Origin of the sequence: Serratia rhizosphaerae (assembly GCF_009817885.1) — a bacterium.
In the GTDB taxonomy this organism is placed as follows: Bacteria; Pseudomonadota; Gammaproteobacteria; order Enterobacterales; family Enterobacteriaceae; genus Serratia_B; species Serratia_B rhizosphaerae.
In genome coordinates this window covers 3,093,536-3,117,248 of sequence record NZ_CP041764.1, presented here as the reverse complement: position 1 = coordinate 3,117,248, position 23,713 = coordinate 3,093,536, and the positions used below count along the sequence as shown (strand labels likewise).

Below are 23,713 nucleotides of genomic sequence, written 5' to 3'. Positions count from 1 at the left end.
GTTCAGCGGCCCGCCGCCCGATCGAGCAACAGCGCCGCCGCCAATAAGTCCGCCGCCCCGCCCGGCGAAGCGTTGCAGGCCAGCAGCCGCTGTTCCAGCCGCGCCAGCTGCACCCGCCCTTCCGGCCGCTGATAGCCGCCGGCGCACAGTACCGCCTGCGCGCCCTGCCGCATCGCCTGCAGCGCCGGCCAGCCCCCGCGCGACAGTACGCAGGTGTCGCTCAGGCTGGTCATGATCGCCATCAGCGCGTCGAGCCGGGCCGCCTGTTCGTCGGCGCCGGCTGCGCGGCTGCGCCACAGCTGCGGCAGCGCCAGACGCATCACGTGCGGAAACCCTTGCTGCGCCTCTTCCCGCGCGCCAGGCACCCGATAGCGCCGGGAAGCGCGCAGCCCGTTGCTGAACGATTTCGGGCTGGCCGGGTCTGCCAACTGCGCCAGCTGCGCCGCCCGCAGGCAGGTTTGCCGCGCGTCGGCGCGCCCCTCCCGCATCGCCAGCGCCGTCACCAGCAGCCCCAGCGCCCAGATGGCGCCGCGATGGGTGTTCACCCCGCCGGTCGCCGCCATCATCCGCCGTTCGCCCTCGCGACCGATGCGGCCAACCTCCTGACGCAGCGCGCCGTCCGCCGGGCGCTGCCAGCCGGCGATCGCCAACGCATAAAAGGTGTCATGCAGACTGAGAGCAGAGCGCTCCATCAGCGCCAGCGTCAGATCCTGATGCGCGCCGCTGCCGCGCGCGTCCACCAGCCCCGGCTTCGGGCTGAGGCGCGCCTCGTCAATCAGCGCCTGAGTGGCGGCGTCCGCCAGACTCAGCGCGACGGCATCGACCCGCGACGCACTGCTGCAGGGGGAAAGTGTCATCACCAGCTCCGGAATTTAGCCGGCGGGTTGTACAGACCGCCGGACCAGTCCACCAGATCGGCCACGCTGCCCGCCGCCAGCAGCGAACGATCGGCCTCGGTGCGGCGGATGCCCATATCTTCCGGGTACGCCACTTTGCCTTCGCGGCGCAGCTGCGCCACCCGCGCGGCGTCCACGCCCAGGCCGATATCGGTAATGCCGGCCACGGCGGCGACCATCGCGCGGCGCTCCTCCAGCGAACGGGCGCGGTACAGATAGGCGATGCCCTCTTCGGTCAGTACGTGGGTGACGTCATCGCCATAAATCATCACCGGCGCCAGCGGCATGCCGGCGTCTTTGGCGACGTCGATTGCATCGAGCTTCTCGACAAAGGTCGGCTTCGCGCCGGCCTGGAAGGTTTCCACCATCTGCACCACCAGCTTGCGGCCGCGCGCCAGCGGATCCGGCTCCTCGATCATATCCAGCCATGCGGGAGTGGCATGACGGCGGCCATGCGGATCGTGGCCCATATTCGGCGCGCCGCCGAAGCCGGAGAGCCGCCCGCGCGTTACGGTGGACGAGTGCGCCATGGCGTCAATCTGCAGCGTGGAGCCGATAAACATATCCACCGCGTACTGGCCCGCCATCTGGCAGAAGGCGCGGTTGGAACGCATCGAACCATCGCGGCCGGTGAAGAAAATATCCGGACGCGCGGCGATGTAATCCTCCATGCCCAGTTCGCCGCCAAAACAGTGCACGGTTTCCACCCAGCCGCTTTCAATCGCCGGGATCAGGGTCGGGTGCGGGTTCAGGGTCCAGTGTTTGCAGATTTTGCCTTTCAGCCCCAGCCGCTCGCCGTAGGTCGGCAGCAGCAGTTCGATAGCGGCGGTGTTGAAGCCGATACCGTGGTTAAGAGACTGCACCTGATGCTCGGCATAGATGCCTTTGATGGCCATCATGCCCATCAGTACGTGGACGGGTTTGATCAGCCGTGGATCGCGGGTAAACAGCGGTTCGATAAAGAACGGCCGATCCGCCACCACCACAAAGTCGATCCACGAACCGGGAATATCGACCCGCGGCAGGTCAGTTTCGTCGTCCACCAGCTCGTTGACCTGAGCAATCACGATCCCGTCTTTAAACGCCGCGGCCTCCACCAGCGCCGGGGTATCCTCGGTGCTGGGGCCGGTATACAGATTGCCCTGCCGGTCGGCCTTGAAGCCGGCCACCAGCGCCACGTTCGGCACCAGGTCAACATACAGACGCGAATAGAGTTCGATATAGGTGTGGATGGCGCCGATTTCCAGCTGGCCATCTTCCAGCAGCTGAGAAATACGCAGGCTCTGGGTGCCGGAAAAGGCGAAGTCCAGCTTGCGGGCAATGCCTTTTTCGAAAATATCCAGATGTTCGGCGCGGCCGACGCTCGGCATAATCATATGCAGATCGTGCACGGTCGACGGGTCGACCTGCGCCAGCATGCGGGAAAGGAAATCTGCCTGTTTTTGGTTGTTCCCTTCCAGCACCACGCGGTCCCCCGGCACCAGCAGCCGTTCCAGCGCCGCGGTTAAATCTGCGGTAGGGATCACCTTCCCTTGCACCTGCCCCTGTACGCTGGCCAGCCGGCGTTGTTTCTCCTGACGCCGGGTATCCCAGACGCGGGCGGGCTGTTGATAAAGCGACATAGCTAAACCTCCCCGGTTTAATTGATTTACGCTTCACGCAGTAAGAATTACGGACAGGATTAGATTAGGACGCTAACTATTAACCATCAATCAACCACCAGAGGCAATCATTAGCCAAAGGTTAATGATTTAAAATAACCTTTAATTTTTAGTTAATTAAAAACATACAAATGCGGAAAAGGTCACAGTTCAGGCATAAAAAAAGGGAGCCTGGCGGCTCCCCTGATAGCGCATTAACAGCGTGCGGTTTTTACACGGCGGTCTGGAAAATCACACCGTCGGCTTTCTCCGTATACTGCTCCAGCTGGTTGAAGTTCAGATAGCGGTAAGTGTCGGCCGCGCTCTTATCCACCTGCTCCATATAGGTCTGATACTCGTCCGGCGTTGGTAAGCGCCCCAGCAGCGAAGCCACCGCCGCCAGCTCTGCCGATGCCAGATAAACATTGGCGCCGGTGCCCAGACGGTTCGGGAAGTTACGGGTTGAAGTCGACACCACCGTCGCGCCGTCAGCAACGCGCGCCTGGTTGCCCATGCACAGCGAGCAGCCTGGGATCTCGATACGCGCCCCGCTCTTGCCGAATACGCTGTAGTAGCCTTCTTCGGTCAGCTGGGCCGCATCCATCTTGGTCGGCGGCGCCACCCACAGACGGGTCGGCAGCTGGCCTTTGTGCTGATCCAGCAGCTTGCCCGCCGCACGGAAGTGGCCGATGTTGGTCATGCAGGAACCGATGAACACTTCGTCGATTTTGCTGTTGGCCACGTCGGACAGCAGACGCGCGTCGTCCGGATCGTTTGGCGCACACAGGATCGGCTGGTTGATTTCCGCCAGGTCGATCTCGATCACCGCCGCGTACTCCGCATCGGCGTCGCCTTCCAGCAGCTGCGGATCCGCCAGCCATTTTTCCATGCCCTGAATACGGCGCTCCAGCGTACGACGGTCACCGTAACCTTCGGAGATCATCCATTTCAGCAGCACGATGTTGGAGTTCAGATACTCTTCGATCGGCGACTTATCCAGCTTGATGGTACAGCCGGCGGCGGAACGTTCGGCGGACGCATCCGCCAGTTCGAAGGCCTGTTCAACCTTCAGTTCCGGCAGGCCTTCAATTTCCAGAATGCGGCCGGAGAAGATGTTTTTCTTGCCTTTCTTCTCAACGGTCAGCAGACCCTGCTGGATCGCATAGTAAGGGATGGCGTGCACCAGGTCGCGCAGCGTAATGCCCGGCTGCATTTTACCTTTGAAGCGCACCAGCACCGACTCAGGCATATCCAGCGGCATCACGCCGGTCGCGGCGGCAAACGCCACCAGACCGGAACCGGCCGGGAAGGAGATGCCGATCGGGAAACGGGTGTGGGAATCGCCGCCGGTGCCGACGGTATCCGGCAGCAGCATGCGGTTCAGCCATGAGTGGATGATGCCGTCGCCCGGACGCAGCGAGACGCCGCCACGGTTCATGATAAAGTCCGGCAGCGTGTGGTGCGTGGTCACGTCAACCGGCTTCGGATAGGCGGCGGTATGACAGAAGGACTGCATCACCAGATCGGCGGAGAAGCCCAGGCAGGCCAGATCTTTCAGCTCGTCACGGGTCATCGGGCCGGTGGTGTCCTGGGAGCCGACCGAGGTCATCTTCGGTTCGCAGTATTCGCCCGGGCGCACGCCGGCTACGCCGCAGGCGCGGCCAACCATTTTTTGCGCCAGCGAGAAGCCGCGATCGCTTGCCGCAACCGGTTTGGAGATGCGGAATACGTCGGTATTCGGCAGGCCCAGCGCCTCGCGCGCCTTGGTGGTCAGGCCGCGGCCGATGATCAACGGGATACGGCCGCCGGCGCGCACTTCGTCCAGCAGCACGTCGGTTTTCAGCTCGAAGCTGGCGATCAGCTCGCCGGTTTCGTGGTTACGCACTTCGCCTTTGTACGGGAAGATGTCGATCACATCGCCCATATTCAGGTCGGAAACGTCCACTTCGATCGGCAGTGCGCCGGCATCTTCCATGGTGTTGAAGAAGATAGGCGCGATTTTACCGCCCAGCACCACGCCGCCGCCACGTTTGTTCGGCACGTGAGGGATGTCGTCGCCCATAAACCACAGCACCGAGTTGGTGGCGGATTTACGGGAAGAGCCGGTGCCGACCACGTCGCCGACGTAAGCCAGCGGGAAGCCTTTTTCGCTCAGCGCTTCAATCTGTTTGATCGGGCCGACGCTGCCCGGCTGATCCGGTACGATGCCGTCACGTTCGTTTTTCAGCATTGCCAGCGCGTGCAGCGGAATATCCGGGCGTGACCAGGCATCCGGCGCCGGAGACAGGTCATCGGTATTGGTTTCACCGGTTACCTTAAAGACGGTAACGGTGAGTTTTTCCGCCAGTTCCGGACGGGACAGGTACCATTCGGCATCGGCCCATGACTGCATGATTTGCTTGGCGTAGGCGTTGCCCGCTTTGGCCTTCTCTTCCACGTCGTAGAAGTTGTCAAACATCAGCAGGGTATGAGACAGCGCTTTGGCGGCGATAGGCGCCAGCTTGTCATCGTCCAGCGCTTCAATCAGCGGATGAATATTGTAACCGCCCTGCATGGTGCCCAGCAGTTCAACGGCTTTTTCCGGAGTAATCAGGGGGGAGGTGGCTTCGCCTTTGGCGATGGCTGCCAGGAAACCTGCTTTGACGTAGGCGGCTTCGTCGACGCCTGGTGGAACACGGTTAATCAGCAGGTCTAACAGGAATTCTTCTTCGCCTTGCGGCGGATTCTTTAATGATTCGACCAGCGCTGCCATTTGTGATGCATCTAATGGCTTAGGGACGATGCCCTCTGCAGCACGCTCGGCCACGTGCTTACGGTATTCTTCTAGCACGACTTTCTCCTCGCTCTCATTGTCATTTATTGTGCCTGGCGTCCATACCTTGCGTCGCTGAAACGGCAGCGCTGTCGGCTGCAGCCTCTGAGACTCCGGATTTGTTATCAAAGCCGGGTTTTTTAGCGCACGGCGATATTACGAGGCACTGCTGTCGATGTCCTGGACTGTAAGGTACAGTGCCCGGTTCCGCCCAGCCAGCATATCAGGATTTGAATCGGTTGTTAATTCGTTCACATAAAAGCAACATTAAATCTTTGCTGAATCGTTGAGCACAGAGTAATCGGCTGCAATGCAGGCAGGACAAGGCGGTCGGGCGCATCGTAATAGCCACACTATTACAATAACTATTGTTTGAACAGCGGAAAAAACGCCGGAGACAAAAACAAAAAAACCGCCGTTAAGGCGGTTCCTTTGTTCCGTACGGCGTTAGCAGGCACCGGACGGAATACTTACATCGATTAAGTACGATACAAGCGCCACAAAGCAGAGACATTCTGCGCAATCACGCTTAAAAAATCAACAAAAAGAATGTGGAAAACATGATTCCACGTTACTATCTCACCGGGTCTGTTCTGCCGGTTTAGCAGCCGGTCACCGGGCTTGAGGACAGTTCTGCCACAACTGCGATGCGAGCGTCACAAAGCGCTTGTTCCACCGGGATTTTCCCGGTGAAGTCGCGGTGGTCGTGGTTCCACAGGGATCGCGCAATGAAAAGGAGTTCGTTATTTATCCTGCTCATTGTACTGGGCGCGGCGTTTGGGGTTGATAAAGGCGGTTGGTCGGTCAACGGCAACAGCCTGACGCTGAACGTGATAGTCCAGAACAAGTAAGCTACTGGCCGCTCTCTGAGCGGCCTTTTAGCGGCGTCATAAAAAACGGCCCCTTCTCAGGAGCCGCTTATCAACCGTTTAAGCCGGAAAAATTACTTTTTCTTGGCCTTCGGGTTAGGCAGGTCGGTAATGCTGCCTTCAAACATCTCAGCCGCCATACCTACCGATTCGTGCAGGGTTGGGTGAGCGTGGATGGTCAGCGCGATATCTTCCGCATCACAACCCATCTCGATAGCCAGACCGATCTCACCCAGCAGCTCGCCGCCGTTGGTGCCGACAATCGCCCCGCCGATAACACGGTGAGTCTCTTTGTCGAAGATCAGTTTGGTCATGCCGTCTGCACAGTCGGAAGCGATAGCACGGCCGGACGCCGCCCACGGGAAGGTGGCGGTTTCATAGCTGATGCCTTTCTCTTTCGCTTCTTTCTCGGTCAGACCTACCCATGCCACTTCCGGCTCGGTATACGCGATGGATGGAATCACTTTCGGATCGAAGTAGTGCTTCAGACCGGAGATAACTTCCGCCGCCACGTGGCCTTCATGCACGCCTTTGTGCGCCAGCATCGGCTGGCCGACGATATCGCCGATGGCGAAGATGTTCGGTACGTTGGTGCGCATCTGCTTGTCAACGTTGATAAAGCCGCGCTCATCAACCGCCACGCCCGCTTTGTCGGCATCCAGCAGTTTACCGTTCGGCACACGGCCGATAGCCACCAGCACCGCGTCATAACGCTGTGGTTCCGCAGGCGCTTTTTTGCCTTCCATCGTGACGTAGATACCATCTTCTTTGGCTTCTACCGCAGTCACTTTGGTTTCCAGCATCAGGTTGAACTGCTTGCTGATACGCTTGGTGAACACCTTCACCACGTCTTTATCAGCCGCCGGGATCACCTGATCGAACATTTCCACCACGTCAATCTGAGAACCCAGCGCGTGGTAGACGGTGCCCATTTCCAGACCGATGATACCGCCGCCCATCACCAGCATACGCTCTGGGACGGTTTTCAGCTCCAGCGCATCGGTGGAATCCCACACGCGTGGGTCATCATGAGGGATAAATGGCAGTTGGATTGGACGAGAACCTGCGGCAATGATGGCGTTATCGAAGTTGATGGTGGTCGGACCGTTTTCGCCTTCAACAACCAGGGTGTTAGCGCCGGTAAATTTGCCCAGACCGTTAACCACTTTAACTTTACGGCCTTTAGCCATACCCGCCAGACCGCCGGTCAGCTGAGTGATGACTTTCTCTTTCCAGGTACGGATCTTGTTGATGTCGGTTTTCGGCTCACCGAAAACGATGCCGTGTTCAGCCAGTGCTTTGGCTTCTTCAATCACTTTGGCAACGTGCAACAGTGCTTTGGAAGGGATACATCCCACGTTCAGGCAAACCCCGCCCAGCGTGGAATAACGTTCAACCAGAACGGTTTCAAGACCTAAGTCAGCGCAACGAAAGGCAGCAGAGTAGCCTGCTGGGCCCGCCCCAAGTACCACGACCTGAGTTTTTATTTCAGTACTCATCATGACCTCTTAATTTATTGTCCGGCGGGTCAGACGTCATTTTTATACCCGTCATCTTTCACCTTGCCGCGTTGTTGGCTTCATTCGCTCACCCCAGTCACTTACTTCAGTAAGCTCCTGAGAATTCAAGAATTTGCCGCCTAGCTGCCATGTGAAATCTATAGGGTATATTTTTAATCGAATTCATAACGCCCTTCATCCACCGGGACGCTTACACCGCGAGCAGTTTACAGAATTGTTAATAATCTGCAAAGCATGTTCGAAGTGACCCGTGTCTCAACAATCTTGTCGAATCATGCAAAAACCGACAAAACTGCTACCGAAGCGATAAGGGCGCAGCATGCTGCGCCCTTTTTTCCTTACATCACCAGACGGCGAATGTCAGACAGCATATTGTTGATGATGGTGATAAAGCGTGCGCCATCGGCACCGTCAATCACACGGTGGTCGAAGGAGAGCGACATCGGCATCATCAGACGCGGCGTGAACTCTTTACCGTTCCAGACCGGCTCCATCGCCGACTTGGAGACGCCCAGGATAGCCACTTCCGGCGCGTTGACGATCGGCGCGAAGTGGGTTGTCCCGATACCGCCCAGGCTGGAGATGGTGAAGCAACCGCCCTGCATTTCGCCGGCGGTCAGTTTACCGTCGCGCGCTTTCTTGGAGATCGCCATCAGTTCGCGGGACAGCTCAGTGATGCCTTTTTTGTTAACATCCTTGAACACCGGAACCACCAGGCCGTTCGGCGTATCTACCGCCACGCCGATGTTGATGTACTTCTTCAGCGTCAGCTTCTGGCCGTCTTCAGACAGTGAACTGTTGAAGCGAGGCATCTGCTCCAGCGCTGCGGCAACCGCTTTCATGATGAACACCACCGGGGTGAACTTCACGTCCAGCTTGCGCTTGGCGGCTTCTTCGTTCTGCTGCTTGCGGAACGCTTCCAGCTCGGTGATATCGGTTTTATCGAAGTGCGTAACATGCGGGATCATCACCCAGTTACGGCTCAGGTTGGCGCCAGAAATCTTCTGGATGCGGCCCATTTCCACTTCTTCGATCTCGCCGAACTTGCTGAAGTCCACTTTCGGCCATGGCAGCATACCCGGCAGACCACCGCCGGCTGCGGCAGCCGGTGCGGACTCGGCGCGTTTCACCGCGTCCTTCACGTAGGCCTGAACGTCTTCACGCAGGATACGGCCTTTACGACCGGTACCTTTAACCTTCGCCAGATTAACGCCGAATTCGCGCGCCAGACGGCGGATAACCGGCGTCGCATGCACGTAGGCGTCGTTTTCGGCGAATTCGTTTTTACCTTCCGCTTTCGCGGCCGGCGCGGCGGCTTTGCTTTCCTGCTGAGCCGGAGCCGGCGCAGCGGCGCTGGCAGCCGGGGCGGCGGCAGGGGCTGCGCCTTCCACCTCGAACACCATAATCAGCGAGCCGGTTTTCACTTTATCGCCGGTGCTGACTTTGATCTCTTTGACGGTGCCGGCGAACGGCGCAGGCACTTCCATCGAAGCCTTGTCGCCTTCCACGGTGATCAGCGACTGTTCAGCGGCGATTTTATCGCCCACTTTCACCATCACTTCGGTCACTTCCACTTCGTCGCCGCCGATATCCGGCACGGCCACGTCTTTCGCTGCGGAAGCCGCCGGCGCAGCGGCCGCCGGTGCCGCCGCCTGAGCAGGCGCTGCGGCCGGCGCGGCGCCAGCTACTTCGAACACCATAATCAGCGAGCCGGTTTTTACTTTATCGCCGGTGTTGATTTTGATCTCTTTCACGGTGCCGGCGAACGGCGCAGGCACTTCCATGGAGGCTTTATCGCCCTCCACGGTGATCAGCGACTGTTCTTCCGTCACGGTGTCGCCCACTTTCACCATGATCTCGGTGACTTCCACTTCGTCGTCGCCGATGTCCGGAACCTGAACGTCTTTTGCCGCCGCAGCAGCAGGCGCCGCTGCCGGAGCCGCCGCTTCCTGCTTCGCTTCCTGAGCAGGCGCTGCAGCCGCTGCGCCCTCTGCTTCGAAGATCATGATCAGTTTGCCGGTTTCGGTTTTATCGCCGACCGCAACCTTGATTTCTTTCACCACGCCGGCCTGCGGCGATGGCACTTCCATCGACGCCTTGTCGCCTTCTACGGTGATCAGCGACTGCTCTGCGTCGACCTTATCGCCGACCTTCACCAGAATCTCGGTGATTTCGACTTCATCTGCACCGATGTCCGGTACTTTGATTTCAATAGACATTATTCTTTACCTCTTAGGCCAGACGCGGGTTTACTTTATCAGCATCGATATCGAATTTGGCGATCGCCTCGGCAACCACTTTCTTATCGATTTCGCCGCGTTTAGCCAGCTCGCCCAGAGCAGCAACCACCACGTAAGATGCATCCACTTCGAAGTGGTGACGCAGGTTCTCACGGCTGTCGGAACGACCGAAGCCATCGGTGCCCAGTACGCGATAATCGCTGGCCGGGATAAAGTTGCGGATCTGCTCGGCGAACAGTTTCATGTAGTCGGTAGACGCTACCGCCGGCGCATCGCTCAGCACCTGAGCAACGTAAGGTACGCGCGGCTCTTCGGTCGGGTGCAGCATGTTCCAGCGTTCGCAGTCCTGGCCGTCGCGCGCCAGTTCGGTGAACGAGGTCACGCTGAACACGTCGGAACCAACGCCGTAGTCGTTCGCCAGGATCTGTGCCGCTTCGCGCACGTGACGCAGGATCGCGCCGGAGCCCATCAGCTGTACCTTGCCTTTGCTGCCTTCCAGCGTTTCCAGCTTGTAGATACCCTTGCGGATGCCTTCCTCGGCGCCCTGCGGCATCGCCGGCATATGGTAGTTTTCGTTCAGCGTGGTCAGGTAGTAGTAAACGTTCTCCTGCGCTTCGCCGTACATACGCACCAGACCGTCATGCATGATGACCGCCACTTCATAGGCATACGCCGGATCGTAAGAGATACAGTTCGGGATGGTCAGCGACTGAATGTGGCTGTGGCCGTCTTCGTGCTGCAGACCTTCGCCGTTCAGCGTGGTACGGCCGGAGGTGCCGCCGACCAGGAAGCCGCGCGCCTGTTGGTCGCCCGCCGCCCAGCACAGATCGCCGATACGCTGGAAGCCGAACATCGAGTAGTAGATGTAGAACGGAATCATCGGCAGGTCGTTGGTGCTGTAAGAGGTCGCAGCCGCCAGCCAGGACGCGCCGGCGCCCAGTTCGTTGATCCCTTCCTGCAGAATCTGACCTTTCTCGTCTTCTTTGTAGTAAGCCACCTGCTCACGGTCCTGCGGGGTGTACTGCTGGCCGTTCGGGCTGTAGATACCGATCTGACGGAATAGACCTTCCATACCGAAGGTACGTGCTTCATCGGCGATGATCGGCACCAGACGATCTTTGATCGACTTGTTCTTCAGCATCACGTTCAGGGCGCGCACAAAGGCGATGGTGGTGGAGATCTCTTTGTTCTGCTCTTCCAGCAGCGGGCCGAAGTCTTCCAGAGAAGGCAGTTCCAGCTTCTCGCTGAAGTGAGGCTGACGGCTCGGCAGGTAGCCTTCCAGCTTCTCGCGGCGCTCGTGCAAGTATTTGTACTCTTCGGAATCTTTCTCGAAGGTGACGTACGGCAGTTTTTCGATGTCGGCATCGGCAACCGGCACGTTGAAACGATCGCGGAAGTGGTGCACCCCTTCCATGTTCATTTTCTTCACCTGGTGAGCAATGTTCTTGCCTTCCGCGGTGTCGCCCATGCCGTAACCTTTGATGGTGTGGGCCAGGATAACGGTAGGCTTGCCTTTGGTTTCCTGCGCTTTTTTCAGCGCGGCAAAGACTTTCTTCGGATCGTGACCGCCACGGTTCAGCGCCCAGATCTGCTCGTCGCTCCAGTCGGCAACCAGCGCGGCGGTTTCCGGATAACGGCCGAAGAAGTGCTCGCGCACGTAGGCGCCGTCTTTGGATTTGAAGGTCTGGTAGTCGCCGTCCAGGGTTTCGTTCATCAGCTGAACCAGTTTACCGCTGGTGTCTTTACGCAGCAGCTCGTCCCAGCGGCCGCCCCAGATCACTTTCAGCACCTGCCAGCCTGCGCCGGAGAAGATGCCGTCCAGTTCGTTGATGATTTTGCCGTTGCCGGTTACCGGGCCGTCCAGACGCTGCAGGTTGCAGTTGATGACGAACACCAGGTTGTCCAGTTTTTCACGGGTGGCGATGGTGATGGCGCCTTTGGATTCCGGCTCATCCATTTCACCGTCGCCCAGGAAGGCGTATACGGTCTGTGCGGAGGTGTCTTTCAGGCCGCGGTGTTCCAGATATTTCAGGAATTTAGCCTGGTAGATGGCGCTCAGCGGGCCAAGGCCCATGGACACGGTCGGGAACTGCCAGAATTCCGGCATCAGTTTTGGATGCGGATAAGAGGACAGGCCGTTGCCGTGAACTTCCTGACGGAAGTTGTTCATTTGCTCTTCGGTCAGGCGGCCTTCAAGGAAGGCGCGTGCGTAAACGCCCGGAGAGATGTGGCCCTGGAAGTACACCAGATCTCCGCCATCTTTCGCGTTGCGTGCGCGGAAGAAATGGTTAAAGCAGACTTCATAGAAGGTCGCGGAAGACTGGAAGGAAGCCATGTGGCCGCCCAGCTCCAGGTCTTTCTTGGAAGCACGCAGAACGGTCATCACGGCGTTCCAGCGGATCGCGCTGCGGATGCGGCGTTCCAGATCCAGGTTACCCGGATATTCAGGCTCGTCTTCCACCGCGATGGTGTTGATGTAGTCGTTAGCAGCGGAACCGGCCGCTACATTAACGCCGCCTTTGCGGGCTTCACCCAATACCTGATCAATCAGAAACTGAGCTCGCTCAACACCCTCTTCACGGATGACCGATTCGATCGCCTGCAGCCAGTCGCGGGTTTCGATCGGATCCACGTCATTGTTTAAACGTTCTGACATGGTGGTATTCCTTATCTGTCTAATGGTTTATTTGGAGCCTGTCTTCCTGCGCTCTGCGGCAAAGCGCACGAAGACAGGCTCATCAGTTTAGTTGCCGCTAAAGTACTTAATTAAGCACTGCGAGCTTTATCCCTGATATTGGGCTGGTGTTACCCCAAGACGGGAACCGCTCTTACTCCTTGCGTTGCTGGAGCCGCCGTAGCGATCTCTCACGACGGGTATGCTCCCGGCTGAGATCCAGCAAGATTTCCTCAATAAACGCCAAGTGGCGGTGAGAGGCTTCGCGGGCCTTTTCCGGCTCGCGCGCCACTATCGCCTCAAAAATCCCGGCGCGGTGGCTGCTCACTTTCGCCAACATCTCACGGCGCGAGTAGAGCAATTCAAAGTTCTGTCGGACGTTCTGTTCCAGCATCGGCCCCATGCAGCGTAGCAAATGCAGCAACACAACGTTGTGCGCCGCCTCGGTAACGGCAATTTGATACTGCATGACCGCGTCGGCTTCAGCGTCCAGATCGCCGCTGTCCTGCGCCTGCTGAATCACGATATGGCAATCGCGGATGCGCGCCAGATCTTCGTCGGTGCCGCGCAGGGCCGCGTAATAGGCGGCGATGCCTTCGAGCGCATGACGGGTTTCGAGCAGGTCGAACTGTGATTCAGGGTGATCGGCCAGCAGTTCAGCCAGCGGATCGCTGAAGCTTTGCCAGAGGTTGGTTTGCACAAAGGTTCCCCCGCCCTGACGGCGCAACAGCAGCCCCTTTGCTTCCAGGCGCTGGATTGCCTCTCTCAGAGAAGGGCGGGAAACGTCAAACTGTTTCGCCAGTTCGCGCTCCGGAGGCAACTTCTCTCCTGGGCGCAGCGTACCCTCGAGTATCAGGTATTCGAGCTGCTGCTCGATAACGTCTGACAGCTTGGGCTGGCGGATTTTGCTATAGGCCATGGGTGATTTCTTCTCTGCGAATAGCGCGGAGTCAATTGGTAATACCAATTTCACAAACGTGACGGTAAAGTAACAAAGTATTCACCTCCTGTCCATATGGCCGCCTGCCGAAATCCGTGCGGCCCGCACGTTTTACTACCTGAAATACGCCCCCGCCGCTGCTGGCTACTCTTAAGTGGTAATACCATTTACAAAGCTTTACCCAGACGCCGTCGCCACCTTATGTGACACAGGTCACATTCCATCATTTAGGCTCGCCGTTCCCCCTCCAGAGTGAACCGTCAATGCCAGAGATTTATTGCATGTTTATGACGCTTTGGTGAATAGCTATGACCATAAAGGGTTAGTTACGGGAGGGAAACGGCAAGATGAGACATCGGTTGGAGGTAAGAACAATCTTTTTGCGAATTATGTGATTTATTGCTTATTTCATGCACGCAACAGCCGTTCTCATCACACAATCCGCATTTTGTTGCCTAAACTGCTGAAATCTTAATCACCACCAAAACAAAGGAGATGCAAACTTTTTCACATAACATTATTCTTCATGAAACGGTAGCGGCGCCGTTTAATTAATACCTACAACGCCGTAAACAAAAATATACACACATCGTAATCACACTTTTACAACGTGTGAGCATTTGCAACGACAGAGGGTAAACACTGATGGATGGTCAACAACAGGGCGACCAACTGAAACGCGGGCTGAAGAACCGCCATATTCAGCTTATCGCCTTAGGCGGCGCAATCGGCACCGGGCTATTTCTGGGCATCGCGCAAACAATAAAAATGGCCGGGCCGTCAGTTATCCTGGGCTACGCTATCGGCGGCTTTATCGCCTTTTTAATTATGCGCCAGCTGGGTGAAATGGTGGTTGAAGAGCCGGTCGCCGGCTCGTTCAGCCACTTTGCCTACAAATACTGGGGCAACTTTGCCGGCTTCGCCTCCGGCTGGAACTACTGGGTGCTGTATGTGCTGGTGGCGATGGCCGAACTGACGGCGGTCGGCATCTATGTACAGTACTGGTGGCCGGAGATCCCCACCTGGGTCTCCGCCGCGGTGTTCTTCCTGGCGATCAACGCCATCAACCTTGCCAACGTCAAGGTATATGGCGAACTGGAGTTCTGGTTCGCCATTATCAAGGTGGTGGCGATTATCGGCATGATCGTCTTTGGCGCCTACCTGCTGCTGAGCGGCATGGGCGGCCCGGAGGCCACGGTCAGCAACCTGTGGGCGCAGGGCGGCTTCTTCCCGAACGACGTCAGCGGGCTGGTGATGGCGATGGCGGTGATCATGTTCTCCTTCGGCGGCCTGGAGCTGGTCGGCATCACCGCCGCCGAGGCGGATAACCCGGCCAAAAGCATTCCCAAAGCCACCAATCAGGTGATCTACCGCATCCTGATCTTCTATATCGGCTCGCTGACGATTCTGCTCTCCCTCTACCCGTGGGGCAAAGTGGTGGAAGGCGGCAGCCCGTTCGTACTGATCTTCCACGCGCTGAACAGCAACCTGGTGGCAACGGTGCTGAATATCGTGGTGCTGACGGCGGCGCTGTCGGTGTATAACAGCTGCGTCTACTGCAACAGCCGCATGCTGTACGGCCTGGCGCAGCAGGGTAACGGGCCGAAAAGCCTGCTGAAAGTGGACGGCCGCGGCGTGCCGATCGTCGCTATCGGCGTCTCGGCGTTGGCGACCGCATTCTGCGTGCTGATTAACTATCTGCTGCCGGGGCGCGCGTTTGAACTGCTGATGGCGCTGGTAGTGTCCGCGTTGGTGATCAACTGGGCGATGATCAGCCTGGCCCACCTGAAATTCCGCGCGGCAAAACGCCGTGAAGGCGTGGAGCCGAAGTTCAAGGCGTTCTGGTACCCGCTGAGCAATTACCTGTGCCTGCTGTTTATGGCCGGTATTCTGGTGATTATGTATCTGACGCCGGGCATTCGCATTTCCGTGCTGCTGATCCCGCTCTGGGTGGCGGTGCTGGCGATTGGCTACGCCATCAAGCAGCGCAGCCAGCGGGCGCTCGGCAGCGCCACGCGCTGATTTCATCTCTGCCGCAGGTCCGCCACGGCGGGCCTGTTTCATATCACGCCTTTTCCCGCCCGCTACGCCTGCTTACGCAGCGCGTCCCAGACTTTCATCACTTCGGCAATCGCTCCCTGGAAAGTCGCTACGTCAACACCATCCCGAGCTGACGTTGAGATGCCCAGCAAAAAGCTGTTGAATACGGTCGCCAGCGCCCGGGCGTCGGTGTTCGCCGTCAGCTCGCCGGCGGCAATGGCACGTTCGACGCAGCGGATAAATCCGGCATACGTTCGCGCACGCGATTCCGCCAGCGGTTTGGCCACGTCGGCATGCGCGGGCGTCGGCGCACTCATGACGCCGAAAGCGACCATACACCCCTTCGGATGCCCCGGCTCGCACTGCATGGTCGTCGACTGACGCAGCGCCAGTTCAACGGCCTCCCGAGGCGCCAGCGCGTCGTTCCAAAGGCACGCAGTGACGCGCGCATAACTCGCCAGATAACACTGCACCGCCTCGTTGAACAGCGCCTCTTTCGACCCGAAAGCCGCATAAAAACTCGGGGCGGAGATACCACCTCCAATGCTCGCCTTTAGCTGGCTGAGCGAGGTTGATTCATAGCCCTGCTCCCAGAACAGGTGCATCGCTTGTTCGATGGCCTGCTGGCGGTCAAAGCTGCGGGGACGTCCCATTTGCGCCATCGCTGACTCCTTATCTTTTACGATATATATACTAATCGATATATAATTTATTGACAACGCAGCGACGATGATGATTACATCTATACCGATCGGTATAGATATCGATATGCTTCAGACGCCGGCTGCACCAAGCGACGCCGGAACCTTCTCATCGTCGAAAGGATCTTTTGCGTGAATCACTCATCCACTCAGGCGACATCGGCCACCGCCGCCCGCCTGCCCGTCGCCGCCCTGCTGGCTTTGGCCATGACGGGATTTATCTGTATCGTGACCGAAACGCTGCCTGCAGGCCTGCTACCGCAAATCAGTCAGGGACTCGGCGTCAATCCGGCTCTGGCCGGGCAAATGGTGACGGCATATGCGCTGGGCTCACTGCTGGCCGCCATCCCGCTGACGATTGCAACACGCAGTTGGCGGCGGCGTAACGTCCTGCTGCTGACTATCATCGGCTTCCTTCTCTTCAACTCAGCCACCGCGCTATCTACCCACTATGCCGTCACGCTGGTCGCCCGCTTCTTTGCCGGCGTCGCCGCAGGGCTGGCCTGGAGCCTGCTGGCCGGCTACGCCCGGCGGATGGTCGCGCCTTATCAGCAAGGACGCGCCCTGGCCATCGCCATGGTGGGAACCCCGATCGCTCTCTCTCTGGGGGTGCCTCTGGGGACCTTCATGGGATCGACTATCGGCTGGCGCAGCGCATTCTGGATCATGTCGGCCCTGACGCTGCTGCTGATCGTCTGGGTATACGCCAAAGTCCCCGATTACCCCGGCCAGTCCGCCCATCAACACATACCGCTGCGCCGGGTCTTCACCACGCCCGGCGTACGCCCGGTATTGGCGGTGGTGGTCACCTGGATGCTTGCGCACAACATTCTCTATACCTATATCGCTCCGTTTATCGCGCCGGCGGGAATGGCTGACCGAACCGATCTGGTGCTGTTCGCCTTCGGCGCAGCGGCGCTCGCCGGCATCTGGATCACCGGCCGGCTGGTGGAGCGCCACCTGCGCGCCACGGTACTGGCCAGTCTCGCCGCCTTCGCGCTCACCGCGTTCGCCTTCGGCGTCGGTGCGCAAGATCCCGCCGTGATTTATCTGGGGGTGATCGTATGGGGCATCACGTTCGGCGGTGCGGCAACCCTGTTGCAAACCGCGCTGGCCGATGCGGCGGGAGACGGCGCCGACGTGGCGCTCTCCATGAATGTGGTGGCCTGGAACTCGGCGATCGCCGGCGGCGGCGTGATCGGCGGCATGCTGCTTGATACCTGGGAGGCCAGCGTTTTCCCCTGGGCATTGCTGATCCTGCTGGCCGTTGCGTTCGCCATCGCCTGGTCGTCCCGTGAATACGCTTTCAAACCGGGACATCGTCTCGGCAGTTCCCATATCGTGAGCCACTGAATGCCCACGCCATCCTGAAAAAACACGGCTCACGCCGTGTTCTCTTCTATGGGCCATCGGCTTCTGCCGTCCCTTCTCCGGGTCAAGTTTGCTAACAAGCTCACACTTCTTCCGCCATGGCAGGTTTGTCCAGCTCTATAACCATCAGCTCCTGACCAGACAGCGCTAGACAAGACAATAATCATGATCATTAAGTCTGATCCTGTCAGCACGGAGAAAATGTCCATGAAGAGCAATGCCCTTTCGATAAAAGAAAAGATCGGTTACGGCATGGGAGACGCCGGATGCAATATTATTGGCGGCGCCATCATGTTGTTTCTCAACTATTTCTACACCGATATTTTCGGCCTGACGCCGGCGCTGGTGGGCATTCTGCTGCTGTCGGTGCGGGTGCTGGACGCGGTCACCGATCCGATTATGGGCGCCATCGCCGACCGCACCCAGAGCCGCTGGGGGCGCTTTCGCCCTTGGCTGCTATGGCTCTCCCTGCCCTATGTGCTGTTCAGCGTGCTGATGTTCACCACCCCCGAGTGGAGCTATAACAGCAAGGTAATCTACGCTTTCGCCACTTATTTCCTGATGTCGCTGACCTATACCGCCATCAACATTCCTTACTGCTCGCTGGGCGGCGTCATCACCGCCGACCCGCATGAGCGGGTCTCCTGCCAGTCGTACCGCTTTATCATGGTCGGCATCGCCACCCTGCTGCTGTCGCTGACGCTGCTGCCGCTGGCCGACTGGTTCGGCGGCGACAACAAGGCGCGCGGTTATCAGATGGCAATGGGCGTGCTGGCATTGGTGGCGCTGTTTATGTTTCTGTTCTGCTTCGCGACGGTCAAAGAGCGTATCCGTCCGGCGGTGCCGACCAACGACGCGCTGAAAGCCGACCTGCGAGACGTCTGGAAAAACGATCAGTGGGTGCGCATTCTGCTGCTGACCTTCTGCAACGTCTGCCCCGGCTTTATCCGCATGGCGGCCACCATGTACTACGTCACCTATGTGATGCAGCAGTCATCGTCTTTCGCCAGCCTGTTCATCGCGCTCGGCGTGGTCGGGATGATGATCGGCAGCGCGCTGGCCAAACCGCTCACCGACCGCTTTTGCAAACTGCAGGTATTCTTCTGGACTAATATCGCGCTGGCGCTGTTCTCCTGCGCCTTCTATTTCCTCAACCCGCAGCTGACCTGGACCATCGTGGTGGCCTATTTCCTGCTGAATATCCTGCACCAAATCCCGTCGCCGCTGCACTGGTCTCTGATGGCCGACGTCGATGACTACGGCGAATGGAAAACCGGCAAACGCATCACCGGCATCAGCTTTTCCGGTAATCTGTTCTTCCTGAAGGTGGGGCTGGCGGTGGCCGGCGCGATGGTCGGCTTCCTGATGTCGCTGTCCGGCTACCAGGCGGACGCCGCCAGCCAGAGCGCCGGCGCGCTTGACTGCATCGTCCTGCTGTTTACCGTCATTCCCGGTATCGGCTACCTGATCACCGCCGGCGTGGTGCGGCTGCTGAAAGTGGATCGCGATTTGATGCGACAAATCCAAAGCGATCTGGCCAAGCGCCGCGCCAACTACCAGGAACTGGCCGACTACCGTGAGCGCCAGCTTGAAACCCGGCACAGCTAAGAGAGAAAATGATGAAAATCTATCCCAACCCGCTGATTACGCAACGCGCCGATCCCTTTATCCTGCGCCATAGCGACGGCAACTACTACTTTATCGCGTCGGTGCCGGAGTACGACCGGCTGGAGCTGCGCCGCGCCACCAGCCTGACAGGTCTGGCGCAAGCCACGCCGCACGTCGTCTGGCGCAAACCGGCCAGCGGGCCGATGAGCGCCCTGATCTGGGCGCCGGAGCTGCATGTGATCGACGGCGTCTGGTATATCTACTTCGCCGCCGCCCACAGCCCGGAGATTAAGGACGGTCTGTTTCAGCACCGCATGTTCGCACTGGCTTGCAGCGACGCCGATCCGCTCACCGGCGAATGGCAGGAGAAAGGACGCATTCACAGCCATCTCGACAGCTTCTCCCTTGACGCCACCTACTTTAACCACCGCGGCAGGCATTACTATCTGTGGGCGCAAAAAGATCCGGCCATTCGCGGCAACTCCAACCTGTATCTGGCGGAAATGGCCAACCCGTGGACGCTGCAAGGGGAGCCGGTGATGCTCAGCAAGCCGGAACTGCCCTGGGAGACGCGGGGTTTTTGGGTGAACGAAGGGCCGGCGGTGATCCGCCGCGGGCAGCGGATTTTCATCAGTTACTCCGCCAGCGCCACCGACGAGAATTACTGTCTCGGGCTGCTGTGGGCGGATATCGACGCCGACCTGACCGACCCGGCACAATGGCATAAGTCGCCGCAGCCGGTGTTTCGCACCAGTTACGACAACCGCCAGTACGGCCCCGGCCACAACAGCTTTACCCAGGATGAGGACGGCAACGACGTGCTGGTGTACCACGCACGCAACTACACCGAGATTGACGGCGATCCGCTGTACGACCCTAACCGGCATACGCGCATCAAAACCCTGTCCTGGGATGAACAGGGCATGCCGCTGTTTGGCGAACCACCGGCGGATAATCAGTGATGCCGCCTTCCGCCGTTACGGCGCGGTGACTAAAATGACGCCGTGACAGGTTACAATATTCATAATGATTCCCTTCTTTTGTAGTCGGCGCCGTTTCATAAGCGGCTCCGGCTTACCCTAACGCTGTTGGCATATGCCTATAGCCAAAACAGGTGATCAATATGACGACAGGTATTGTGATTGCCGCCGCCGGACGCAGTGAACGCTTTATCCGGGCCGGCGGCAGCGGAAACAAACTGAATGCGCCCCTGGGCGAACGCACCCTGTTCGCTCAGACGCTGCAGCAGGCGCAGGCCAGCGGCCTGCCGCTGGTGGTGGTGACCCGGCCGGACAATCAGCCCGTACGCCGGCACTGCGCCGCACATCACGTCGAGACGGTATTGCTGGACAGCCGCGGGCTGGGGGACTCCATCGCCGCCGGCGTGGCGGCCCGCCCGCAGTGGGACGGCTGGCTGATCCATCTGGCGGATATGCCCTTTGTGCCCGCTGAAATATTCAGGCAAACCGCAGCGGCGCTACAAAAATATGCGATCGCCCGCCCCTGCGTTAACGGGCGCCCGGGGCATCCCGTCGGCTTTTCCGCTACGCTGCGCAACGCGCTGTGCGCCCTGCGCGGCGATGACGGTGGACGTTCCGTGCTGTTTGGCCGGGAAGTGCACCTGATTTCGGTTGATAACCCGGGCATCGTACAGGATATTGATCTTCCCTCTCAGTTAGCGGACAGCGAGTAGCTCCATGCAACATCTCGATATCACCGTCGTCGGTCAGGCCATGTCCTGGCTGCAACAGCAGCCGGTCTGGCTGTGCACCGTGCTGGCCACCTACGGCTCTTCGCCGCGATCGCCCGGCGCGCTGATGGCGGCCGGCGCCGATGGCCGCTACTGCGGCTCGCTCTCCGGCGGCTGCGTGGAGGAGGATTTTCTGCAGCGCATCGCCGCCGGCGACTATCAGGCGGCCAGCCAGGTGGTGCGCTACGGCGAAGGCGGCCTGACGCCGAACGTGGCGCTGCCCTGCGGCGGCGTGCTGGAGGTGCTGATTGAGTACCTGCCGGCCGGTGAACATAGCATTCGCTATCTGGCGCAGATGGCCGCGGCGCTGGACGGCCACCACGCGCTGGTCAAACGCCTGACGCTGCCGCACGCCTGCACCGTGCTGGAAGAAACGCCCTTTGCCAGCGCCACGCAGATTGAACGCCGCGGTGAGGAGATCGCCCTGCATATCGCCGCCGCGCCGCGCCTGCTGATCGCCGGCCTGTCCAGCGTGGCGCTGTACTGCGCCGACTTCGCCGCCGCGCTGGGTTTTGAAGTGCTGGTGTGTGAAAACCGTCCCGAGGCGCTGGAGAACTTCGCCGCCCAGTTGACGCCGTCGGTCACGCTGGTGCGGCAATTTCCGGCCAAATTTATTGAGGAAGGCGGCTGCCACGGCAACACGGCGGTAGTCGCGCTGACCCACGACCCGCGTATGGACGACCTGACGCTGATGGAAGCCATTCATACCCCGGCGTTTTATATCGGCGCGATGGGCTCCCAGCAGAACAGCGCCCGCCGCCGCCAGCGGCTGCAAAACATTGCCGAATTTAATCCGCAGCAGCTAAGCCGCATTCACGCGCCGATTGGCCTGCCGCTCGGCAGCAAGACCCCGGCGGAAATCGCCCTGGCGGTCATGGCTGATATTGTGAAACAAAAAAATATCCGTCCTTCCTCGGACTGAGCCCTTCTCTCATGGCATAATTTCTCCTGAACCGGGCGGGAAGCGCTTCCCCCTGGTTAATTTGGGAGCGCGTCTGCCCCCAAATTGAAAACGATTACAATAAAAGTACCGTAATATGACCGCCTATGGCTGGCTATAGTGGCTTTTATCTTTATTTACTAGGCGATTGGAATCCTCTCAAAAGCCCCCACTGATGTAAGCGATTACATTAATGTGATCCGGCGCACTTTTAACCATCATCATGATCAATAACATTATCCCCCAAAGCCACTCGGCGTTTTATATCCCCCTTTTGGAGGCGTTATGAGTACCGTAACAACCACAGGCAAAAGCCGGTCAAATGCCCAAATGACTTTCTTTGTCTGTTTCCTCGCCGCACTGGCGGGTCTGCTGTTCGGCCTGGATATCGGCGTTATTGCCGGTGCGCTGCCGTTTATTACCAATGAGTTCCAGATCACCGCGCACCAGCAGGAGTGGGTAGTCAGCTCCATGATGTTCGGCGCGGCGGTCGGCGCAGTCGGCAGCGGCTGGCTCTCCTACCGACTGGGACGTAAATACAGCCTGATGATCGGCGCCGTGCTGTTTGTCATCGGATCGCTGTGTTCCGCCTTCGCCCCTAACGTCGAAGTGCTGGTGGTTTCCCGCGTGCTATTGGGGCTGGCCGTCGGCATCGCCTCGTTCACCGCGCCGTTGTACCTGTCGGAAATCGCGCCGGAGCGCATCCGCGGCAGTATGATTTCCATGTACCAACTGATGATCACCATCGGCATTCTGGCGGCCTACCTGTCGGATACCGCGTTCAGCTACAGCGGCGCCTGGCGCTGGATGCTGGGCGTCATCACCATCCCGGCGCTGCTGCTGCTGATCGGCGTGTTCTTCCTGCCGCGCAGCCCGCGCTGGCTGGCGTCACGCGGACGGCATGAAGAGGCGCGCCAAGTGCTGGACATGCTGCGTGACACCACCGAACAGGCTAAGGCCGAACTGGATGAAATCCGCGAAAGCTTGAAGATCAAACAGGGCGGCTGGTCGCTGTTTAAAGACAACAAGAATTTCCGCCGCGCGGTATATCTCGGCATTCTGCTGCAAGTTATGCAACAGTTCACCGGCATGAACGTCATCATGTATTACGCGCCGAAAATCTTCGATCTGGCCGGTTTCGCCAGCACCTCACAGCAAATGTGGGGTACGGTGATCGTCGGTCTGGTCAACGTGCTGGCGACCTTTATCGCCATCGGGTTGGTTGACCGCTGGGGCCGCAAGCCGACGCTGAAACTGGGCTTCCTGGTGATGGCGGTCGGTATGGGCGTACTCGGCACCATGATGAACATCGGCATCGCCAGCACCGCCGCACAGTACTTCGCCGTCCTGATGCTGCTGATGTTTATCGTCGGCTTCGCCATGAGCGCCGGCCCGCTGATTTGGGTACTGTGCTCGGAAATTCAGCCGCTGAAGGGCCGCGATTTCGGCATCACCTGCTCCACGGCGGTGAACTGGATCGCCAATATGATCGTCGGCGCCACCTTCCTGACCATGCTGAACAGCCTGGGCAGTGCGCACACCTTCTGGGTATACGCCGCGCTGAACCTGCTGTTTATCGTGCTGACCATCGTGCTGATTCCGGAAACCAAAAACATTTCTCTGGAACAGATCGAGCGTAATCTGATGTCCGGCAAAGCGCTGCGCGATATCGGCTCACGCTAAAACAGATAAGGGCGCGACATCCGCCGCGC

General features: G+C 59.0%; 16 protein-coding genes. 8 read left to right on the top strand and 8 right to left on the bottom strand.

Annotated features, from left to right (window positions below; genetic code table 11):
* Positions 1–2 precede the first annotated feature (2 nt).
* The 3 genes from FO014_RS14500 to acnB all read right to left on the bottom strand — a co-directional run bounded on the left by FO014_RS14500 (position 3) and on the right by acnB (position 5,366).
* On the bottom strand, positions 3–857 hold the full coding sequence (locus FO014_RS14500) for a triphosphoribosyl-dephospho-CoA synthase (protein ID WP_160030053.1): 855 nt from the start codon (positions 855–857) through the stop codon (positions 3–5).
* The gene (gene mdcA, locus FO014_RS14495) at positions 857–2,518 is read right to left on the bottom strand and encodes a malonate decarboxylase subunit alpha (protein ID WP_160030052.1); all 1,662 of its coding nucleotides are present in this window, start codon (positions 2,516–2,518) and stop codon (positions 857–859) included. The genes FO014_RS14500 and mdcA overlap by 1 nt, the downstream gene beginning before the upstream one ends.
* Positions 2,519–2,768: 250 nt before the next feature.
* Entirely contained in the window at positions 2,769–5,366 is a 2,598-nt protein-coding gene (gene acnB / locus FO014_RS14490) for a bifunctional aconitate hydratase 2/2-methylisocitrate dehydratase (RefSeq protein ID WP_160030051.1), read from the bottom strand.
* A 710-nt stretch (positions 5,367–6,076) separates the two neighbouring features.
* Between acnB and FO014_RS24175 the strand changes: the two genes are divergently transcribed.
* Complete coding sequence (locus tag FO014_RS24175; protein ID WP_255265501.1) at positions 6,077–6,199, top strand: hypothetical protein; 123 nt, start codon at positions 6,077–6,079, stop codon at positions 6,197–6,199.
* A gap of 92 nt (positions 6,200–6,291) precedes the next feature.
* On the opposite strand, the gene lpdA is transcribed toward FO014_RS24175, so the two are convergent.
* The 4 genes from lpdA to pdhR all read right to left on the bottom strand — a co-directional run bounded on the left by lpdA (position 6,292) and on the right by pdhR (position 13,570).
* On the bottom strand, positions 6,292–7,716 hold the full coding sequence (gene lpdA / locus FO014_RS14485; protein ID WP_105232485.1) for a dihydrolipoyl dehydrogenase: 1,425 nt from the start codon (positions 7,714–7,716) through the stop codon (positions 6,292–6,294).
* Between the two features lie 359 nt (positions 7,717–8,075).
* Positions 8,076–9,956: a pyruvate dehydrogenase complex dihydrolipoyllysine-residue acetyltransferase gene (aceF, locus tag FO014_RS14480; RefSeq protein ID WP_160030050.1), complete on the bottom strand. Its 1,881-nt coding sequence runs from the start codon at positions 9,954–9,956 to the stop codon at positions 8,076–8,078.
* A gap of 13 nt (positions 9,957–9,969) precedes the next feature.
* Positions 9,970–12,633, bottom strand: a complete 2,664-nt coding sequence (aceE, locus tag FO014_RS14475; protein ID WP_105232487.1) for a pyruvate dehydrogenase (acetyl-transferring), homodimeric type — start codon at positions 12,631–12,633, stop codon at positions 9,970–9,972.
* 172 nt (positions 12,634–12,805) lie between these two features.
* Complete coding sequence (gene pdhR / locus FO014_RS14470) at positions 12,806–13,570, bottom strand: pyruvate dehydrogenase complex transcriptional repressor PdhR (RefSeq protein WP_015673774.1); 765 nt, start codon at positions 13,568–13,570, stop codon at positions 12,806–12,808.
* Positions 13,571–14,236: 666 nt separating this feature from the next.
* Between pdhR and FO014_RS14465 the strand changes: the two genes are divergently transcribed.
* Positions 14,237–15,613, top strand: a complete 1,377-nt coding sequence (locus FO014_RS14465) for an amino acid permease (RefSeq protein ID WP_105232488.1) — start codon at positions 14,237–14,239, stop codon at positions 15,611–15,613.
* A 62-nt stretch (positions 15,614–15,675) separates the two neighbouring features.
* Here the strand turns inward: FO014_RS14465 and FO014_RS14460 are convergent, their stop codons facing one another.
* Positions 15,676–16,293, bottom strand: a complete 618-nt coding sequence (locus FO014_RS14460; RefSeq protein WP_160030049.1) for a TetR/AcrR family transcriptional regulator — start codon at positions 16,291–16,293, stop codon at positions 15,676–15,678.
* 171 nt (positions 16,294–16,464) lie between these two features.
* Between FO014_RS14460 and FO014_RS14455 the strand changes: the two genes are divergently transcribed.
* The 6 genes from FO014_RS14455 (at position 16,465) to FO014_RS14430 (ending at position 23,684) form a co-directional block, all read left to right on the top strand.
* Positions 16,465–17,685 carry an MFS transporter gene (locus FO014_RS14455; protein WP_160030048.1) on the top strand — a complete coding sequence of 407 codons (1,221 nt, stop codon included), beginning with the start codon at positions 16,465–16,467 and terminating at the stop codon, positions 17,683–17,685.
* Between the two features lie 225 nt (positions 17,686–17,910).
* On the top strand, positions 17,911–19,311 hold the full coding sequence (locus tag FO014_RS14450) for a glycoside-pentoside-hexuronide (GPH):cation symporter (protein ID WP_160030047.1): 1,401 nt from the start codon (positions 17,911–17,913) through the stop codon (positions 19,309–19,311).
* Between the two features lie 11 nt (positions 19,312–19,322).
* On the top strand, positions 19,323–20,273 hold the full coding sequence (locus tag FO014_RS14445) for a glycoside hydrolase family 43 protein (RefSeq protein ID WP_160031417.1): 951 nt from the start codon (positions 19,323–19,325) through the stop codon (positions 20,271–20,273).
* 161 nt (positions 20,274–20,434) lie between these two features.
* The gene (locus tag FO014_RS14440) at positions 20,435–21,004 is read left to right on the top strand and encodes a nucleotidyltransferase family protein (RefSeq protein WP_160030046.1); all 570 of its coding nucleotides are present in this window, start codon (positions 20,435–20,437) and stop codon (positions 21,002–21,004) included.
* A gap of 4 nt (positions 21,005–21,008) precedes the next feature.
* Positions 21,009–21,983, top strand: coding sequence for an XdhC family protein (locus FO014_RS14435; protein WP_160030045.1), 975 nt, complete (start codon positions 21,009–21,011; stop codon positions 21,981–21,983).
* A 303-nt stretch (positions 21,984–22,286) separates the two neighbouring features.
* Complete coding sequence (locus tag FO014_RS14430; RefSeq protein ID WP_160030044.1) at positions 22,287–23,684, top strand: sugar porter family MFS transporter; 1,398 nt, start codon at positions 22,287–22,289, stop codon at positions 23,682–23,684.
* Positions 23,685–23,713 lie beyond the last annotated feature (29 nt).

Excerpts from the sequence above, each read along its gene's own strand:
- aceF (WP_160030050.1), bottom strand. The coding sequence starts at position 9,956 with ATGTCTATTGAAATCAAAGTACCGGACATCGGTGCAGATGAAGTCGAA.
- FO014_RS14465 (WP_105232488.1), top strand. The coding sequence starts at position 14,237 with ATGGATGGTCAACAACAGGGCGACCAACTGAAACGCGGGCTGAAGAAC.
- FO014_RS14440 (WP_160030046.1), top strand. The coding sequence starts at position 20,435 with ATGACGACAGGTATTGTGATTGCCGCCGCCGGACGCAGTGAACGCTTT.
- pdhR (WP_015673774.1), bottom strand. The coding sequence starts at position 13,570 with ATGGCCTATAGCAAAATCCGCCAGCCCAAGCTGTCAGACGTTATCGAG.
- FO014_RS14460 (WP_160030049.1), bottom strand. The coding sequence starts at position 16,293 with ATGGCGCAAATGGGACGTCCCCGCAGCTTTGACCGCCAGCAGGCCATC.
- FO014_RS14450 (WP_160030047.1), top strand. The coding sequence starts at position 17,911 with ATGAAGAGCAATGCCCTTTCGATAAAAGAAAAGATCGGTTACGGCATG.
- aceE (WP_105232487.1), bottom strand. The coding sequence starts at position 12,633 with ATGTCAGAACGTTTAAACAATGACGTGGATCCGATCGAAACCCGCGAC.
- FO014_RS14445 (WP_160031417.1), top strand. The coding sequence starts at position 19,323 with ATGAAAATCTATCCCAACCCGCTGATTACGCAACGCGCCGATCCCTTT.
- lpdA (WP_105232485.1), bottom strand. The coding sequence starts at position 7,716 with ATGAGTACTGAAATAAAAACTCAGGTCGTGGTACTTGGGGCGGGCCCA.
- mdcA (WP_160030052.1), bottom strand. The coding sequence starts at position 2,518 with ATGTCGCTTTATCAACAGCCCGCCCGCGTCTGGGATACCCGGCGTCAG.
- FO014_RS14430 (WP_160030044.1), top strand. The coding sequence starts at position 22,287 with ATGAGTACCGTAACAACCACAGGCAAAAGCCGGTCAAATGCCCAAATG.
- FO014_RS14435 (WP_160030045.1), top strand. The coding sequence starts at position 21,009 with ATGCAACATCTCGATATCACCGTCGTCGGTCAGGCCATGTCCTGGCTG.
- FO014_RS14500 (WP_160030053.1), bottom strand. The coding sequence starts at position 857 with ATGACACTTTCCCCCTGCAGCAGTGCGTCGCGGGTCGATGCCGTCGCG.
- FO014_RS24175 (WP_255265501.1), top strand. The coding sequence starts at position 6,077 with ATGAAAAGGAGTTCGTTATTTATCCTGCTCATTGTACTGGGCGCGGCG.